At 72.3% G+C, this 17430-nt stretch carries 16 protein-coding genes; 5 read left to right on the top strand and 11 right to left on the bottom strand.

From position 1 onward, the window contains the following. The first annotated feature begins 410 nt into the window (after positions 1 to 410). Positions 411 to 1502, top strand: coding sequence for a PucR family transcriptional regulator (locus OG408_RS02875; protein WP_326667967.1), 1092 nt, complete (start codon positions 411 to 413; stop codon positions 1500 to 1502). 40 nt (positions 1503 to 1542) lie between these two features. Here OG408_RS02875 and OG408_RS02880 read toward each other — a convergent pair whose 3' ends face one another. From OG408_RS02880 to OG408_RS02900, 5 genes are all read right to left on the bottom strand, one after another. Continuing rightward, positions 1543 to 2802 carry an MFS transporter gene (locus OG408_RS02880; RefSeq protein WP_326667969.1) on the bottom strand — a complete coding sequence of 420 codons (1260 nt, stop codon included), beginning with the start codon at positions 2800 to 2802 and terminating at the stop codon, positions 1543 to 1545. Positions 2803 to 2852: 50 nt separating this feature from the next. Next, positions 2853 to 3611 (bottom strand): GntR family transcriptional regulator, encoded by a 759-nt coding sequence (locus OG408_RS02885; RefSeq protein ID WP_326667971.1) that lies wholly within the window; start codon positions 3609 to 3611, stop codon positions 2853 to 2855. A 123-nt stretch (positions 3612 to 3734) separates the two neighbouring features. After that, positions 3735 to 5135 (bottom strand): carboxylesterase/lipase family protein, encoded by a 1401-nt coding sequence (locus OG408_RS02890; RefSeq protein ID WP_326667973.1) that lies wholly within the window; start codon positions 5133 to 5135, stop codon positions 3735 to 3737. Positions 5136 to 5243: 108 nt separating this feature from the next. After that, positions 5244 to 6137 carry an alpha/beta hydrolase family protein gene (locus tag OG408_RS02895; RefSeq protein WP_266787212.1) on the bottom strand — a complete coding sequence of 298 codons (894 nt, stop codon included), beginning with the start codon at positions 6135 to 6137 and terminating at the stop codon, positions 5244 to 5246. A 209-nt stretch (positions 6138 to 6346) separates the two neighbouring features. Continuing rightward, complete coding sequence (locus OG408_RS02900; protein ID WP_326667975.1) at positions 6347 to 7873, bottom strand: long-chain-fatty-acid--CoA ligase; 1527 nt, start codon at positions 7871 to 7873, stop codon at positions 6347 to 6349. Between the two features lie 140 nt (positions 7874 to 8013). Between OG408_RS02900 and OG408_RS02905 the strand changes: the two genes are divergently transcribed. Together OG408_RS02905 and OG408_RS02910 are read left to right on the top strand one after the other, a co-directional pair. Then, positions 8014 to 9225, top strand: a complete 1212-nt coding sequence (locus OG408_RS02905; protein ID WP_266787208.1) for a PucR family transcriptional regulator — start codon at positions 8014 to 8016, stop codon at positions 9223 to 9225. An 89-nt stretch (positions 9226 to 9314) separates the two neighbouring features. Then, on the top strand, positions 9315 to 10451 hold the full coding sequence (locus OG408_RS02910) for an MFS transporter (protein ID WP_326674458.1): 1137 nt from the start codon (positions 9315 to 9317) through the stop codon (positions 10449 to 10451). Positions 10452 to 10483: 32 nt separating this feature from the next. On the opposite strand, the gene OG408_RS02915 is transcribed toward OG408_RS02910, so the two are convergent. The 4 genes from OG408_RS02915 to OG408_RS02930 all read right to left on the bottom strand — a co-directional run bounded on the left by OG408_RS02915 (position 10484) and on the right by OG408_RS02930 (position 13462). Beyond that, a complete protein-coding gene (locus OG408_RS02915; RefSeq protein ID WP_326667976.1) occupies positions 10484 to 11119 on the bottom strand; it encodes a DUF4232 domain-containing protein in 636 nt (211 codons plus the stop codon). A 185-nt stretch (positions 11120 to 11304) separates the two neighbouring features. Further along, the gene (locus OG408_RS02920; protein WP_326667977.1) at positions 11305 to 12021 is read right to left on the bottom strand and encodes a DUF6215 domain-containing protein; all 717 of its coding nucleotides are present in this window, start codon (positions 12019 to 12021) and stop codon (positions 11305 to 11307) included. Positions 12022 to 12113: 92 nt separating this feature from the next. Continuing rightward, a complete protein-coding gene (locus OG408_RS02925) occupies positions 12114 to 12800 on the bottom strand; it encodes a class F sortase (RefSeq protein WP_374771641.1) in 687 nt (228 codons plus the stop codon). 140 nt (positions 12801 to 12940) lie between these two features. Beyond that, positions 12941 to 13462 (bottom strand): hypothetical protein, encoded by a 522-nt coding sequence (locus OG408_RS02930; protein WP_285564071.1) that lies wholly within the window; start codon positions 13460 to 13462, stop codon positions 12941 to 12943. 298 nt (positions 13463 to 13760) lie between these two features. Here OG408_RS02930 and OG408_RS02935 point away from each other — a divergent pair, with 298 nt between their 5' ends. Further along, complete coding sequence (locus OG408_RS02935; protein ID WP_326667980.1) at positions 13761 to 14468, top strand: DUF2470 domain-containing protein; 708 nt, start codon at positions 13761 to 13763, stop codon at positions 14466 to 14468. A 57-nt stretch (positions 14469 to 14525) separates the two neighbouring features. Here the strand turns inward: OG408_RS02935 and OG408_RS02940 are convergent, their stop codons facing one another. Together OG408_RS02940 and OG408_RS02945 are read right to left on the bottom strand one after the other, a co-directional pair. Then, complete coding sequence (locus tag OG408_RS02940) at positions 14526 to 15023, bottom strand: hypothetical protein (protein ID WP_326667982.1); 498 nt, start codon at positions 15021 to 15023, stop codon at positions 14526 to 14528. Positions 15024 to 15100: 77 nt separating this feature from the next. Then, positions 15101 to 16198 carry a M20 family metallopeptidase gene (locus OG408_RS02945; protein ID WP_326674460.1) on the bottom strand — a complete coding sequence of 366 codons (1098 nt, stop codon included), beginning with the start codon at positions 16196 to 16198 and terminating at the stop codon, positions 15101 to 15103. Between the two features lie 268 nt (positions 16199 to 16466). Between OG408_RS02945 and OG408_RS02950 the strand changes: the two genes are divergently transcribed. Continuing rightward, positions 16467 to 17393 carry a LysR family transcriptional regulator gene (locus OG408_RS02950; RefSeq protein ID WP_285564075.1) on the top strand — a complete coding sequence of 309 codons (927 nt, stop codon included), beginning with the start codon at positions 16467 to 16469 and terminating at the stop codon, positions 17391 to 17393. Positions 17394 to 17430: the final 37 nt, after the last annotated feature.

The raw sequence follows: 17430 nt of genomic DNA on the forward strand, positions 1-17430 counted from the left end.
GCACCGCGCCCACAGCCCCCGCCGGATCGATGGCGGCTCGCTTGCGGAGTCACGGCGGGCTGCCAGGACTCCACTGTCACCGGCGGGGTCTGATGAAGATGGAAAGCGCTTTCCTGCTGTCTGCCCGTGAGGATAGGACCGCTCGCGACGGGCTGGCAAGACTCTGGACCGACAGTGCCCGCATCTCGTGGACAACAGCCTTATTATTATGGGACTTTGGCGGCAATCCCACGCACCGCAACCATGACCGACGGGGCTCCCGCGCCGCTCCTGATCCGGTGGATCATTGCGTGCAAGCGCATTCTTTCGACCTGCCATTCCGTGTGCCGGTCGTCTCAGCGCGGCGGGCAGCGATTGACGCAGGCAGGGGGCGGTGTGACGATGCGCCGATGCTTGGGCTACATGCACGCATGGCCGTGCGCAGCAGCGATCTCACCGCGGACGTCGTCGCTCGCTGTGCGGCGGAAGTGCCGTTCTACGGGGAGCTGCCGCGCCACACACTCGATGGTGAGGTGACGCGGTCGATCGCCGCGGTCTACGAACTGCTGCTGCGGGCCCTGCGTGACGGCGGGGCGATGGACCCGGGAGACCTCACGCGCCTCATCGAGTGGTCGGGCCGCAGGGCCGAGGAACGCGTGCCCCTGGAGGCGGTGATCGCCGCCTATCTCATCGGCGCCGAGGAGTGGTGGCGGGCCCTGTCCGAGACGGCGGAGCCCGAGGAGCTGACCGGAGCGGGAGCACGGCTGCTGGCCTGCCTGCACTCGGCCATGCCGGCGGTCGTCCTCGCCCACCGCAACGCCCAGGAGGACATCCACAGCGAGGACAAGCGGGTGCGCCGGGCGCTGCTGACCGCCCTGCTGACCGGTCGCCCGCACGAGGAACTGGCGGAGGCGGCAGGGGTCACGGTGGACGGCGCGCACGAGGTGGTCGCCCTGGCCTTCGAGTCGAACCCCGCGGCCAGGCTGGTGCAGTCCTCGCTCGAAGCGCGGGCCGGTGTCCCGGTGCTGATGGACCACGTCGCCGGAATCGCCCTGCTGCCGGGCAGTTGCGGCGTGACCGGTCTGGCGGAGACGCTCGGGAAGGAGGTGGGGCAGCACGTGTACGCGGCCGCCGCCCCGGCCTCGACACCGGCAGCCGTCCCCACGGCGGCGGCGGAGGCGGGGCGGGTGCTGGAACTCGTCCAGCGACTGGGCCGGCCACCGGGGCTGTACCGCCTCGACGACGTCCTGCTGGAGTACCAGCTCGCGCGCCCCGGTGACGCGCTGCGGCGGCTGGCGGCCAAGCTCGACCCGCTGGCGGGGCATCCGTATCTGCTGGAGACCCTGCGGGTGTTCGTCGAGCACGGGCACAACCGGCGCCGGAGCGCCCTGGAGCTCTGCATCCACCGCAACACCCTGGACTACCGGCTGCACCGGGTGGGCACGCTGACCGGACTGGACCTCGCGGTCCCCGCCGAGGCGCGGCTGCTCCAGGCGGCGCTCGTCGCCCGGGACCTCTCCTGACGGACGGCCGGTCCTGCGCGGACCTGCGGGTCGTGACCGCTCAGCGCGCGGGCTCCGGAGCCGTTTCGACGGGCGATCCGCGGAGGGTGCGCAGGGGTGACAGGAAGGTCGGCAGAACGCTCGAGGTCATGCCGGCCGCGCCGATCCACAGGGTGCCCGCCGCTCCGAACGCCGTCCCCGACGCCCCGCCCAGAAGCCCGCCGAGCGGGATGCCGCCCCACGCCACGAACCGGGTCGTCGCGCTCATCCGGCCCATGAGCCGATCCGGCGTAAGGGCCTGCTGGAGGCTCGACTGGGCCACCACGCGGACCACTCCCCCGAACGACAGGGCCGCGAGCCCCGTCGCGGCGGCGTACATGCTCCAGCCCGGTCGCGCCATCGGCATGACGGCGGTCAGCGGACAGGTGGTCAGGGACGCCAGCCAGATCACCCGTCCCTGGCCGGCCCGCTTCGAGAGCGTGGTGGCCGTCAGCGCGCCGAGCAGGGCACCGCACCCCATTCCCGACAGAACGAGACCGACCTCGAAGGGACGGAGGCCGAGCTGCCGGTCCAGGAACACCAGCAGCATGCTCTGATATGCGGCCAGAGAGATGTTGAAGACCGCGTCCGCGAGCACGATGGAACGCAGGGTGGGGTGCTTCAGGACGAACTTCAGGCCCTCTTCGATCTCCCGGCCCAGCCGGGGCCGCCCCCGCGGCTCCGGCATCTCCTCCCGCTTCCGGACGGTCATCGCGAGCAGGCCCGACATCGCCATCCCTGCCGAACCGGCCAGCAGCGTCACGGGGGCGCCCACCAGCCCGATCAGCGGCCCTGCGAGGGCGGGCCCGCCGACGCTGGTCACCGAGCGCGTCGCCGACAGTTTCGCGTTTCCCTCCATCAGGCTTCCGCGGCCCACCAGATGCGGGAGATAACTGACGTACGCGACATCGAAGAAGACGGTCAGCACCCCATGGGCCAGGGCGACGGCGTAGAGCCACCGGACCTCCAGCCGGCCGGACCACCAGCCCAGCGGAACCGTCAGGAGGATCAGCGCGCGGACGAGATCGGTGCCGATCATCACCGACCGCTTGCGCATGCGGTCCACCCACGCTCCCGCCGGCAGTCCGACCAGGAGCGAGCCCGCGGCAGCGGCGGCCGTCAGCAGTCCGACCTGGAACTCATCGGCGTGCAGGGCCGAGACGGCGACGAAGGGCAACGCCAGGAAGATGATGCGGTCGCCCAGCTGACCGACCGCGGTGGCGGCGACCAGACGGCGGAAGTCCGGCTGCCGCAGGAGACCGGGCCGGGACGAATTCGGCATGCGGGTGCCTCACGTTCGTCGGGATGAATACCGCTGACGCGGGTTCCGGTCTACGGGTGGTCGGCCGCGAACTCGTAGACCACTTCCCGGCGTGCGTCCGGAATGACCATGTCGGCCGTCTCGACGGGACGTCCGTCCGCGTCGTGGATGGTCCGCTCGATCTGCAGCACGAGGTCGCCCGCGCCGATGCCCAGCAGGTGTGCCTGCACAGGTGTGGCGCGGGCCGGGTGCGGTACCTCGATCACCGTCGACACGGTCACACCTATGGAGCGCATGCGCTCGACCACGCCCTTTCCCGCCAGAGGCCCCTTCTCGGGCAGCACGACGGGCGTTCCCTCCGTGATCGCCATCGGCTCCCAGGAGTCGGACAGTTGGACGGGGTGGCCGCCGGCCAGGAACTCGTAGTGCGTGTGCACACAGAGGTCTCCGACGCCGATGTCCAGGCGCCGGGCGATGGTCTCGGGGGCGGGCACCCGCACCTGACTGTGCGCGTCCCAGGCGTCGGCTCCGCCCCGCTCCCGGGTGGCGGAGCGGAGCGCAGGGCTCTCCCGGCGTTCGCGGTGCCGCGAGCGGACCAGCCGCAGGCGCTCGCGGGGCGCGCGGACGAAGGTGCCCGAGCCGGCACGGCCTTCGAGGAGGCCGTCGGTGATCAGCCGGTCCATGGCCCGCTGCATGACGTTGCGCCCGACCCCGTACTCCTCGGCGAGCCGTGCCCGGGACGGCAACCGCTCCCCGGTCCCCCACTCCCCGGCGAGGATCCGTGCGCGCAGCACGTCGGCCACGGTGAGGTACGGAGCCGCTCGGGGCATGGGTGAACCTCCGGTTGTCCTGCGTGACGGCAGTGGGTCGCTCCCAGGGAGTGAGGGAAAGCTACTTCACCGGCGAAAAGCTGCTGGAGTAGCACTACGCACAGCGTCAAGAGCACATCTCTCCTAGAGCCAGGCGGCCAGCTCCTCCTGTCGGGGTGCGAGGACGAGGCCCGTGTCGGGGTGGTCGAACACCTTCACCGGGCGGCGTGCGTCCCAGGCCGGCCAGCCCGGGTCGCCCGTGGTGGCGAAGGCGACCCAGGCCCGGTGCATGGTGTCGGCGAGCGGCTGGGGAGCGTCCGGGCCGGACAGCGACTCGCCGTGGCGGAGGTTGTCGAAGACGAAGCCGATCTCCAGGGCGTGGCAGGCGCCCAGGTCCAGGACGGGCGAGCGCCAGGCGAACTCGTACACGAAGGTCCGGGCCGGCCGGGCGTCGGCGAGGCGGTTGAGGGGCCCGCGCAGCAGCAGGTCCGTGGCCATCTCACCGAGGACCACCCCGGGGCTCGCGTCCGGCCGGGCGGCCCGGTACAGCCGCGCCACCCGCCACGGGATCCGGAGCTTCAGCAGGGCCATCCGCAGCGTGATCCCGCTGACGCGGTCCACCGCCCCGCTCGGTACGAACCAGAGGCGGTACTCCTCCCGGTTGCAGCCCAGCAGCAGATCGACCGTGGGCAGCGGGGGCTGCGCCGGTACGACGTCGTCGTCGGCCACGATGTCGAAGCCCGGGCCCCCGCTGATCGGATCGGCCCTGCCCGTCACCGCGGTCTGAGCGTCGAGCAGCCGCTCGCGGTCCACGGCGGCGAACGCCTCGGCCGTGGCGGGCACGCCGAGTTCCTTCGCGATCGCGTGCACGGTCTTCGCGGCCCGGTCGCGCGGCACCGTGTGCGGGGGGCCGCTCTGCAGGACGGCCCGGTGGAACAGGCCGGCCGCGCGTGGGGAGACCGTCAGGGCGGCGATGCTGATCGCTCCGGCGGACTCGCCGCACACCGTGACGTTCGCGGGGTCGCCACCGAACGCGGTGATGTTGTCCCGGACCCAGGTCAGGGCGGCGATCTGGTCCAGCAGGCCCCGGTTGTCGGGGGCGTCGGGGAACACGCCGAACCCCTCGACGCCGAGACGGTAGTTGACCGAGACCAGGACCACACCGTCGCGCGCGAAGGCCCGGCCGTCGTACAGCGGCATGGCGGCGGAGCCGTTGCGCAGGGAGCCGCCGTGGATCCACACCATCACCGGCAGCGGCCCTCCGCCGGCGTCGGGGGTCCAGACGTTGAGGGTGAGGCAGTCCTCGCCCGGGATGCGCACATCGGGGATCAGCCGGTCGAGCGGGGGCAGGTAGGGGCGCTGCGGCGCGGTCGGACCGAATTCCAGCGCGTCGCGCACCCCTTCCCAGGGCTCGACGGGTGCGGGGGCCCGGAAGCGGTGGGCGCCGAACGGCGGGGCGGCGTACGGGATTCCGAGGAAGGCGGCGACGCGGTCGACGACGCGGCCGCGGACCTTGCCCCGGCTCGTGGTCGCGATGGTGTCCATTGCGGGTCCTTTCACGCGTGGTGCCCGCCTCCCTGTCGCGGAGACGACCGGGAGGCGGGTATGGGGGGGCGGGGCGCCGCTCGGAGCCGCGGCGCGGCGGGTGGACGGTTACGGAGCGGTGGCCGGGACGCTCAGCGCCAGGTCGTTGCGCCGGACGTCGGACCAGGTGGCGGTGTCGGTGCAGATGCCGCAGCCGGGGCCGAAGAACTGGGCGCGGGCCTCCTGGTCGCCCATGAGCTGGGCGCGGAACCACGCCGTGGTCGGCGCGGCGAACGGGCCGGCGTCGCCCACGACCGTGAAGTGGTCGGCTCCGCGCACCTCGCCGTACAGCGCCGGTATGTGGTCGGCGGCGTCGTAGAAGGCCTTGACGAGGAAGGGGAAGACGATGCTGTCCTTCTGACCGGCCAGCAGGAGCGCGGGGACGTGCACCGAGTTGATGTTGGCCAGCGGTCCGGGCTGGATCGGCAGGATGGCGTCGATGCGGGGGTCCGAGCCGACGACGATGGCGGCCGCACCACCCTGCGAGTGGCCCGAGGCGCCGATGTGTTCCAGGTCGACGTGGTGGTGGAAGATGCTGTTCGGGTCGGCGTTGCGCTGGGTGAGCATGTCGATGCCCGCGCGCATGGAGATGCCGAGGTTGGACTGCGGGGTGTTCGCCGCGGCGACGATGAAGCCCTGGCTGGCCCAGTGCAGCAGCAGGTCCCGGTAGACGACGGGGAAGGCGAACGTGCCGTTGCCCCAGACGATCACGGGGTGGCTTCGGTCGCTGGTGGCGATGTCACGCGGGTAGTACAGGGTGGTGACCGCGCCGACCTCGACCGCGGTGGCGTACGGGCCGGGGGCACCGAAGTCGGTGGCGGCCAACGCGGTGGGGGCACCGTTGGCGACCGCCGCAGCGCCGGCCGGGGCGGCGGACCCCGTCACGGCTCCCGCGCCGGCCGGCGCCGACAGGACGAGAGCGAGTGCGGCCAACGGGACGAGCAGTTTCCTTCTCCATGACATGGCGGCTCCTGGGTCGGGGCGATCCTGACGGGTCGTCCGGATCACATCGGTGTTCGATGGCACATCCTGGGCGAGCGGGGCCCGGCAGTCTCTGCGCAATCGCGGCAATGACGGACGGCCGGGTTTGTGCAACCTGCCGACAGCCGGGGACCGGGCGGTGCTGTCATGCTCGGTCCGCGGCGTCGTTTCCACCGGCTCATCGGTGCGCGTCAGGCGGGGGCGGTGTCGCCGTGGTTCTCCGCGGCCAGTTCGCGCTTGAGGATCTTGCCGGTGGACGTCAGGGGGAGGCTGTCGCGGAACTCCACGCTGCGGGGGTACTTGTAGGCGGCCATGCGCTCACGGCACCAGGCGATCAGGTCCGCCTCGCTCAGCTCCGTGCCGGGCGCGGGGATGACGTAGGCCTTGACGTCCTCGCCGTGCGTGGCGTGGGGTACGCCCACCACGGCGGCCATGCCGACGCCCGGATGCGTGGTCAGGACCTCTTCGATCTCGCGCGGGTAGACGTTGAACCCGCCGCGGATGATCAGGTCCTTGACCCGGTCGACGACGTAGTAGTAGCCGTCCTCGTCCCGCCGGGCGATGTCCCCGGTGCGGAACCATCCGTCGCGTACCACCGACGCCGTGTCGTGGGGCCGCCGGTGGTAGCCCTTCATGATGTTGTGGCCGCGGATCGCGATCTCGCCCCGGCCGTCGTCCGGGACGGTCTGCCAGGAGTCGTCGATGAGCTTCATCTCGACGCCCCACACGGGCCGGCCGATGGACCCGGGCCGCGGGGGCAGTCCGGGCGGGTTGAAGCAGGCGACGGGTGAGGTCTCCGACAGGCCGTACCCCTCCTGTACGTCCACACCGAAGGCCTTCCCGAACCGCTGGAGGACCTCGACGGGCAGGGCGGCTCCGCCGGAGACGGCGGTGCGCAGCGGCGGCGGCGCCTGTCCTTCGCGGGTGGCGTGTGCGCCGAGCAGGGCCCAGTACATCGTCGGTACCCCGGCGAAGAACGTCACTCCTTCCCGGTGCATGAGCCGGAGTGCCTCGTCCGCGTCGAAGCGGGGCTGGAGGACGAGGGTGGCGCCCCGGAGCAGACCCATGTTCATGACCGCGCTCTGGCCGAAGGCGTGGAACAGCGGCAGCGAGGCCAGCATCACCTCGTCCTGCGCGGCCGTGAACAGCCGGTCGGCGACCATCGCGTTCATCACCATGCTGCCGTGGCTGAGTTCGGCCCCCTTGGGCCGTCCCGTCGTGCCGCTGGTGTAGAGGATCACGGCCGTCTCCTCCGCGGCCGTGGCGACCGTCTCGACGGGCTCCGTACCGTCGTCCTCCTGGTGTCCGGCCCGGCCCAGCAGCAGGAAGTGCGCACAGCCGTCCGCCCGGTCGAAGCCGGCCCTGCCCACCTCGGCCAGGGGGAGCTGCGGGGTGCCCTCGAAGCAGAGGAAGGCCTTGGCCCGGGAGTCGTCGAGGTGGTACGCGACCTCCTGCGGGCGCAGCAGCACGTTGAGCGGCACGACGACGGCGCCGACCCGGAGGATGGCGAAGTAGGCGGCCGGGAAGTCGGGCACGTTGGGACAGGACAGTGCCACCTTGTCGCCCCGGCCCACTCCGTGGCGCCTCAGTGTGCGGGCGATGTCCCGGGACCGTGCGAGCAGTTCGGCGTAGGTCTGGCGGATGTCACCGAAGACCAGGGCGGTGCGGCCGGGGTGTTCCCGGGCGCTGTGCTCCAGCAGGGACGACAGGTTCAGCATCGGTTTCTCCTCAGCGGCTGGTGAGTAGATGCTGAGGCACAGCGGGCCGCGTCGGCGGTGGGCGGACGACCTCGGATGCGGCGCCCTCCTTGTGCGACTGCACAATTGCGGCCCGGCGGCTGAACCGTATGCTGACCGGCATGCCAGTGCAGCTTGCCGAGGACGGTCTGATCGTTCCCCCGCTGTTGTCGGTGTGCGCCGCCGAACTGCTGGATCGCGTCGACGACCTCGCCGACGACCTGTTCCGTGCGATCACCGCCGAGGTCGCCCCGTACGCGCGGCTGAGCGATGAGGTCAGGGCGGACGTACGCGACTTCAACGAACGCAATCTGCGGGAGCAGCTGACCTGCATGGCGCACCGCCGTCCGATGGCCACGGACAGCACCCGGCAGTGTGTGCGCCGCCGTGCCACGCAGGGTGTTCCTCTCGACGCGGTCCTGCACGCCTTCCGGATCGGTTACCGCCTGCTGGCCCATGCCCTCATCGGACGGGCCAAGGAGCGGCCGGGCACGACGATGGACGACATCGCGCAGGCCTCCATGTCGATCTGGTCCCTGCTCGATGCCGCGTCGCAGACGGTCAACGACGTGTACCGGGACACCCTGGTCGGTCTGGCGCGGGCCGACGAGCTCCAGCGGCTGCTGCTCCTGGACGCCCTCCTCACCGGCAAGACGGCCGACTGGGCGATGCTCGGCGGGACCGCGGCCTCTCTGGGCCTGCCCGAGCAGGGGCCGTACGTCTGCGTCGTCGCCGAGCACAGCGACGTCACCGCGCTGGAACAGGCCCTGCTGCGCAGCGGACTGCGCTCGGCGTGGCGTCCTCGTCCCGACGGTCTCGCCGGCATCGTCGCGCTGCCCGGCCCGGCCGCCGGTTCCGCGCAGGTGCCGGGAACCGGTGCGGTCGTGGCGGCCGTCGGTTCCGCGACGACGGGGCGCGCTGGGCTCAGCCCCGCCTACACCCGGCTCCGGGACAGCGCCGATGCCCTGCGCCTGGCGACAGTGGCCCGGTCCTCACTGCCCGCGGGCACGCGCGGGGCGGTCACCCTCGACCACGATCCGGCCGCGGCACTGGTCGCGGCCGGGCACGACCTGGCACTGCGGATGGCCCTCACGCTGCTCGAACCCGTCCTGGCCGTACCCGACCGCAAGGACCTCATGGAGACCCTCACCGCGTGGCTGGAGTCGGCGACGGGGTCGACGTCCGAGATCGCGGAGATTCTCTACTGCCACCGCAACACGGTGCGCAACCGCCTCGACCGCGTCTCCCGCCTCACCGGACGCTCTCTGCTCAGGCCCTCGGACGTCGCCGCCCTCTACGCCGGGGTGCGGGCCATCGAACTGGGCCCGCACTGATCCGCACCGGCCGGGCGACGACGGGACGCGGCCGTCCGGTCGTGGCACAGCCGGCGCCTTGGCACGCATCCGCGGTGCTCGCGGCACTGATGCTGGCGGCCTTCACCTTCAACACCGCGGAGAACCTGCCGGTCGGCCTCCTGGAACTGATCTCCGAGAGCCTGTCGGTGTCGGTGCCGGCGGTCGGCCTTCTCGTCACCGGTTACGGCCTGACGGTGGCCGTGGTATCGCTGCCGCTCGCCCATGTCATGCGGGCCGTGCCCCGGCGGCATGTGCTCACGGGGGTGCTGGGCGCGCTGGTCGTGTCCAGCCTGCTCGCGGCCCTGGCGGACTCCTACGGCCTGCTCCTGGTGGCCCGGCTGCTGACGGCGCTCGCCCAGGCGTTGTTCTGGGCCGTGATGGGCCCGGTCGCGGTGGGGCTTTTCGCACCCGAGGGCCGCGGGCGTGTGGTGGGGGCGCTCTCGGTGGCCGGTTCGTGCGCCCTCGTGCTCGGCGTGCCGGCCGGCACCTGGCTGGGCCGGCACAGCGGCTGGCCCGTGCCGGTCGCCGGTCTCGCGGTTCTGGGCCTCGTCTCCCTGGTGACGATCGCCGTCCTGCTGCCGACGTCACGCCCGGAGGAGGAGCGCGCGGCGTACGGAACCCACCCGGACGCCCGCCGGTTCGGGGTCGTGCTGGCGGCCGGAACGCTGTCCGCCACGGGGGCGTTCGCCGGGTTCACGTACATGGTGAAGTTCCTCGGCGATGTGAGCGGCTTCGCGCCGGGCACGGTCGGCGTGCTGCTCGTCGCCTTCGGTGTCGCGTGTCTGGCCGGGGTGAGCATCACGGGGGCGTTGCTGGACCGGTTCCCGGACGGTGCGCTGAGCGCAGCCGTGACCACGCAGGCCGTGGGCATGCTCGGTCTGTACGCGTCCGGCACTGCTCCGGTGGCCGCGGTGTTCTTCCTCGTCCTCATGGGCGGGGCGCTCGGGCCGGTGTTCATGACGACGCAGAACGCGATGCTGCGGTGTGCGCCGGGCCGCACCGATATGGCGCTCGCCGCCAACTCCGGTTCCTACAACGCCGGGATCGCGGCCGGTGCGGCGCTCGGCGGGCTGGTCCTGCCGCTCGCGGGCGTGCGGGGCACCTTCCTGGCCGGCGGTTTGCTGACCGTCGGATCCGGTGCGGTGCTGCTCGCGGGGTGGCTGCTGCCGGGCAGGGGCCACCCGGGATCCGCACGGAACCGGTGAGCAGACGGGGTGGGGACGTCCCCGTACGTCTGTCAGCCGGCCACGGCCGTGGTGGTGAACCGGTCGCCGCATATGTGGGGCAGGGAGGTCCGCAGGGTCAGTGCGTCCCTGGAGCCGGGCGGGTACACCCTGAGGTAGTCGGGCCGGGCCCAGCAGCCGGAGTCCTTGATTCCCTGGTTCAGGGTGTGCAGGGTGACCCCCGCGGTCCGGCCGGGACCGATCACCGTCTGCTCCGGCATCCCGCCCTCGCGTTCGGCCGGTACCCCGATCACGCTGCCGTCGCGCTTGATCAGTGAGACACCGGGGAAGCCGCGCAGGGTGCATGCGGCGCCGGACTCGTTGGTGAGCGTGAGCCGGTAGTAGATCTGCCCCGCACCGGCGTCGCTGCGGCCGAGGCTCATCTTCAGCCCTTCCGCCTTGCACCGCCGGTCGGTCGACCCCGCTCCGGCGGTGCCGGCCGGTTTCGGGTCGGCGGATCCGCCGGTGGCGGCGGGGGTGGGGTCGGCGGAGTCCGTGCCGGACGGGGTGGCGCTGCCCGGTGCGGAGCCGGCCGACGCGGGGCGCGACGCGGCGGACGGCTCGGCGGGGACGTCGGTGCCGCCGCAGCCTGCCGTGACGAGCGTGATCGAGGCGATCGCGACCGGGACGAGGACCTGCCGGCGGAGCACTGCGGGCTTGCCGGCCGTCCTACGGTCCCGGGACCGGAGCAATCGCGCGGACGGTGTCGAAGTGGTGCGCGAGTGTGAACTCATACCTCTCGCCTGCTCGATTTCGCTCCGTCCGAACCTCTCCTGCGTTCATTGGTACGCGAGAGGCGACGGTGACGGACGAAACCCCCCGCATCCCGTCACCCTCACTTCCCGGCAGCCCACCCGGGAATCGTCGGGAACAGCTTCTCGGCGACGCGGAGCAGCACCGCGTCGTCCGGTGCCCTGCCGTCCTCGCGCCACACGGTCACGTCGTAGGAGCCGCCGCCGTCCTTCGCGTCGCGGGCGACGGTGAGGGCACGGGCCGGGACGCCGGGTCCGGTGGTGGCGTCGCTCCCGTCGAGACGGAAACCGATGCTGACGGTCTGCTGCGAGTAGAGGACCGCCGGGCGTCCCAGGAAGGTCCGTTCCTGTGCGCCGTACCCCAGCAGGGTGGCCGAGCCCTTCACCGGGAACCGGTCATAGGACGCCGAGAGCGTCACGGTGTACGACTCGAACTCGACGCGCGCCGAGGGCGTGGCGATCTCCTTGGCGCCGGCCGGCCCGGTGGACGCGTCGCTGCCGCTCGCGGACTTGGCGATCTCTCCGGGTGTGCCCAGCAGTTCAGCGAGATCGGAGCGGTTCAGTACCGCGCACAGACGCGCCCCGGAGACGGTCCGGGACGATTCGGCGGACTTCTTCGCGTCCTTCCCCGGCTCCCCGCCCGAGCAGGTGGCCGGCGTCGGTTCGCGATCGGATGGCGTGGTGCCTCCGAGCGCCCACACACCGCCACCGAGTGCCGCCACCAGCACCAGGGCCGCGGATGCCTGCGCCCATGCGCTCGGCCCCTTGCTCTTCACGGCCGTGCTGATTTCGTCGCCCATGTCCCCCACCCACCATGATCCCCTGATTCGTGCCCGGGGAACCTATCCCATGATCATCGGGCGGACAAGGCTTCGCCTGGCACGGACCGGGATCAACGGACGGAGGTGAGCCGGGCGTACGCGACGACGTTGCCGTCGTAGCCCGTCTTCCGCGAGTAGCCGCCGCCGCACGTGAGGACGCGCAGCTCCGGGTCGGCCGCGTTCGCGTAGACGCGGTCCGCGGGGAATCCGGCCTTGCTGACGACCTCCACGGCGTAGACGGTGAAAACGGCGGTGCTGCCGTCGGCGCGGCGGATCTCGATGCGGCGGCCCTTGCCGAGCGCGCCGAGGCCGTAGAAGACGGCGGGGCCCGCGGTGTTGTCGACATGCCCCACCACGACGGAGGTGCCGGGTTCGCCCGGGGTGACGGAACCCTCGTACCAGGCGGCCAGGTTGTTGTCGGACAGCGGCGGGGCGTCGATCCACCCGTCCGCGCCCAGAGCCACCTCGCCGACCGGTGCCCGGACGTCGATCGAGGGGATCGTGATCCGCTGGGGCAGGGAGCGGCTCAGCGGTTCGGGTGCCGGTCCCTGCGGCCAGGTCCCGGCGCCCGAGGCGCCGGACCGGTCGCCCACGGCCGATGCGGGCTGCGGGGGCCCGCCGTCGCCTCCGAACCCCTGCCGGAGCAGGGACAGTCCGAGGAGCAGGACGACCGCCAGGGTGCCCCAGCCGGGCCCGCGGCGGCCGCCGTCCGTCGCCCCCGGGTCCCCGTCGTCCTTGGCGGGGCGGCGCCCGAACAGGCCCCGGCGCACCGGCTCAGGGGGTTCGGCGGGTTCGATCCACTCGTGCCACACGGCTCTGTGCACGTCTTCTCCGCTTCCCGGTCATGTGGTCACGGACCGGGCCCGCGACGGGGCCCGGCCCGTCGGCGCACGCACGGTCAGACGTTGCCGCCGGAGCGGCGGCGCATCTTGTGGGCGCCGAATCCCAGCGCGCCCGCGACGAGGGCGGCGCCCGCGCCGATCTCACCCGGGCTCATGCCGGAGAAGCTGCCTCCGGCGCCGGCCCGGACGCCGTTGCCGGGCATCACGGAGCCCGTGTGGTCGCCGTGGCCGGAACCCTCGCGAATGGTCAGCGGCGTGGTGCCCTTCTCGCCCTTGCAGTCGAAGGTCACGTCGTACTCGGCACCGGGCTTGGCGTCGTCGTCGACGCGTGCGGTGGCCGAGTGCCCCTCCTCGAGCCTGACGGTGTCGAACACGCCCGAGGTGACCGTCACGGACGGGACCTCGCACCCGGTGGCGTTGAGGGTGACGGTTCCGCCGGGGGACACCGTCGACGGGGAGACCGTGAAGCCGAACGACGTGATGTTGTGGTTGCCGTCGTCGGCGAGGGCCGCCGGAGCGGCGAGTCCGAGGGCGGCGGCACCGAGCAGGGCGGCGGAAGCGACACGTATCACGCGCATGATGTTTCTCCGGGTCCTCGAGAGACAGCTGCGGACCTTTTGTCCATACAAGCGAGCAATGCCCCTCGGTCCAGGCGACGCTAGGCGCCGCCCTGACGGCCCGCCATTCGACCGGGGTGCACCCGGAGCCGAATGGAGCAGCACCCTCACACCCCGCACGGCACCGCCGACGCGCCGCCTCGGCGGCGCAGACATCCCCTGCTGCCGGCCTGTTCCACAACCCTCGACCGATGAGTTAGGTTAGGCATACCTAAGTAACTGTCATCAGGTCTCGTCACCGCTCCTCAGGAGAACTTGGATGCGCCCCTTCAGTGCCCGCGCCACACAGCCGACCCCCGCCGAGCGCATGCGGTCGATCCTGATCGCCGCCCATTCGATGACGGTGGTGAGCGACGGCCTCGACCCCGTCGAGGTGCACCGGCTCGACGGCACGGGCGCGATGGGCCACATCCACCTGCACGAACCGTCCGGGACCGGACCGGCGCACCCGGCCGCCCCCGTTCCCGTCCGGCTGGAGTTCACGGACGTCGCCCCCACACCCGTACGCGACCGGCTGCGCGCCCGCGTCACGCTGACCGGCCTGCTGGCCGCCCCCTACGACGCCGACGCCGCCGACAGCATCTGCATGGAGTTCGGCCAGGCCGTCCTCGACGACCGCGGCGGCCGTACGTTCGTCACGCTGTCCGCACTCGAAGCGGCGGCCCCCGACCCGGTCTCCGTGCACGAGGCGGACATGCTGACCCACCTCATGGACAGCCACAGCGAACTCGTCCCCCTGCTCCTGCGCCTCGTACGCCCCAGGCCGGACAGGACCATGCTGCGGGCCCTGCCCGTGGCACTGGACCGCTACGGCATCACCCTGCGCCTGGAGTACCCCCGCACGCGCCGAGACGTACGGCTGCCGTTCGCGACGCCGGTCACCGACATGGATCAGGCGGGGCCCCGGATCCATGCCCTGCTGGCCGCCGCGCGGCGCGCCTCCCACCCCAACCGGCTGCTCGCCTGACCGGGCACGAAGGCCTTCTCCGGTCAGGGTGACCGGAGAAGGCCGCGGCAGCTGCCGTCACCGCCCCACGCCGTGCGCCGCCGCCCGGCTCAGCAGGGGCTCCACCAGGGCGGGCTGCATGCCCATGGCCAGGAACGCCAGCCGCCCGGCCGCTCGCCGATCGATCTCGAACCGGTGAAAGGCCATCAGGAGCGACCCGGTGACCAGCACGTTCAGGGCCGTCACATCGCCCCACGCCACGACTCCCCGGGGCCGGCCGAACAGTCCGGTGACGACCAGTCCGCCCGTGAACAGGTAGCACCTGCGGAGCCCGAGCCTGGCGGACACGAGGCCCCACGCGCGGGTCAGTCCCCACACGACGAGCAAGATCCCGACGACGATCGCGCCCTTGACCGGGGCTCCCGAGGGCCTTTTCACGACCAGGAGCACCAACAGGACCAGGCACAGCCCGGTGAGCGCCCGCCGCCCCGTCTGCGCGAGCGCGCCTCCCACTCCCGCGACGGCGTAGTCGCCGCACATCTCGCCCAGTCCGAACCCGTTCACACCTGATCTCATCCGAATCGCCTCCTGGAGAACTGCATCGGGCTGCATGGTCGCCGCGGTCTGTGCGGCCGGCAGGGTCGGGGAGTACGTCATGACCTCGTCCGTGCGACGAGTTCGGCGAGCAGCCGGGTCCGGGCAACCATCCGGGCGACCTCCACGTACTCGGAGTCCGCGTGCGCGCCGGCGCCCACGCCGCCCAGGCCGTCCAGCGTCGGACAGCCGAGCGCCGCCGTGTAGTTGGCATCGGAGGCCCCGCCGACGGAGGCACCGCCGAGTGGCCCCGAACCCTGCTCCGCGGCGATGCGGGACGCGAGGGCGAACAGCGCGACGGAGGACTCCGGCCCCATCGGCGGACGCCGGCGGCCACCCCGCACCTCCAGCCGCGCGCCGGGAGTCCGGGGGCTCAGCCCACGCAACAGGACATCGGCCGTCTCCTGGGCCGCCGTGCTGGGCACCCGTACGTCCACCGACAAGCGCGCCAGCGCGGGCACGGTGTTACGGGCGCTCCCCGCCGACAGCAGGGTGGGTGTGACGGTCGCCGCGCCCAGCGGACTGTCGTCCGCCGCGGCGAAGGAGGCACCGAGGCCGGCGACGGCCAGTACCTGGTGGGCCGCCTCGATGGTGGCGTTCACCCCGTTCTCCGGCTCCTGGCCCGCGTGCGCGGCTCTGCCGTGCACCACGATCTCGTACCGTGAGGTGCCCTTGCGCGCGGTCTTGAGCGCACCCGTGGCGTCGGCCGAAGCCTCCAGCACGAAGGCCGCCGCACACCCGGCGGCCGACTCCTCGATCAGCTGCCGCGAGGTCGTCGAGCCGACCTCCTCGTCCCCGTTGACCACCACACACACCCCCTCGGGCGAGGGCAGGGAGGCCAGTGCGTGGAACATCTGCACCAGCCCGGCCTTCATGTCCAGAACCCCGGGCCCCCGCGCCCGCCCGTCCGTCACCGACCAGGGGCGCGTCCGGATCGAGCCCATGGGCCACACCGTGTCGTGGTGCCCGACCAGCAGGACCTTCGGGGTGCCGAAGGACCAGCGCAGATGGCTCACCCCCCGGACCACGATCCTCTCGGGTGCCGCCCCCAGCAGCCTCGTCCCGAGGCCGGCGACCACCTCCGCGCTGCGCGCCACCGCATCGAGGTCGACCGAGAAGGACTCGCAGCGCACGAGCTCTTCCAGGTCCTCCAGCATCGCGGGGAGCGAAGGCCCCCGCTCCCCGGTCATCGGTCGCGCCCGGACAGCATCCACTGACATGACAACACACGTCCCCCTTGGGTCACTTGGAGCATGGATGGAGTGGCGGAGCCCGCATGTCTGCGGCAACAGCGCCGTACGGACGACGTTAGGACGGGGCCTGGCATTCCACCAGCGACTGGATTGCATGGAAGGCATGCGCCTGATGCATGGATGGGGCCACAATGACGGGCGAGGACGCAGATAACGGAGGGGCGGCAACCGGGTGTTCGAGAACGATGCGCTGCGACTGCTCGTGGCCGTGACGGAGAGCGGTTCGTTCACCCGAGCCGCGATCCGGCTCAACTACACGCAGTCCGCGGTGTCGCGGCGTATCGCCGCGCTGGAGCAGCAGGCGGGCGGGCCTCTGTTCGACCGGCTCCCGAGAGGCGTACGGCTCAACCCCGCCGGCCGGACGCTGCACCGGCACGCCACGGAGGTCCTGGACCGGCTGTCGAGGGCGGAGCGGGAACTGGCCGAACTCCACGCCGGAAAGGGCGGTCCACTGCACGTGGGCGCGTTCGCCACCGCCAACATCTCGCTGGTTCCGACCGCGCTGAGAGCGCTCCGGGACGCCAGACCGAAGATCGAGGTGGAGGCCACGGAGGGCCCGACCGAGACCCTGGTAAGGCGACTTGTCGACGGGGCTCTCGACCTCGCCGTCGTCAGCGACTACCCGTCCGGCCTGCCGGAGGCCGACGGTGTCGGCACGACGGTGCTGTGCGAGGACGAGCTGCGCGTCGCACTTCCCCGGGGACACCGGCTGGCCGGGGCCGACGCCGTCGACCTGCGTGAACTGCGCGACGAGGCCTGGCTCCAGAGCGCGTACGGCGACCGTCCGACGATGCTCGCCGATGCCTGTACCCGGGCGGGCTTCAGCCCGAGGAAGATCATCCGTATCGCGGAGTGGACCGGGAAGTTCGGCTATGTCGCAGCGGGCCTCGGCGTGGCGCTCGTCCCCTCACTCGCCGCAGGCGCGATCCCCGGCACCCTCGTCCTGCGCCGGCTCACCGACCCGGCCCTGCGCCGGACGCTGCATGTCGCGCTGCCCACCGCCCCGTTGCCGGCCGCCCTTGAACTGCGGGAGCTGCTGCGCGCGGCGGCCAACCGGGAGAACGAGGCCGGACCGGCCTTCCCTGCGCCTACGCCGTGACCCGCGGGATCGGCCGGCTGCGACCCTGTTCGCCGTC

Source organism: Streptomyces sp. NBC_01257 (genome assembly GCF_035917255.1).
Taxonomy (GTDB): Bacteria; Actinomycetota; Actinomycetes; order Streptomycetales; family Streptomycetaceae; genus Streptomyces.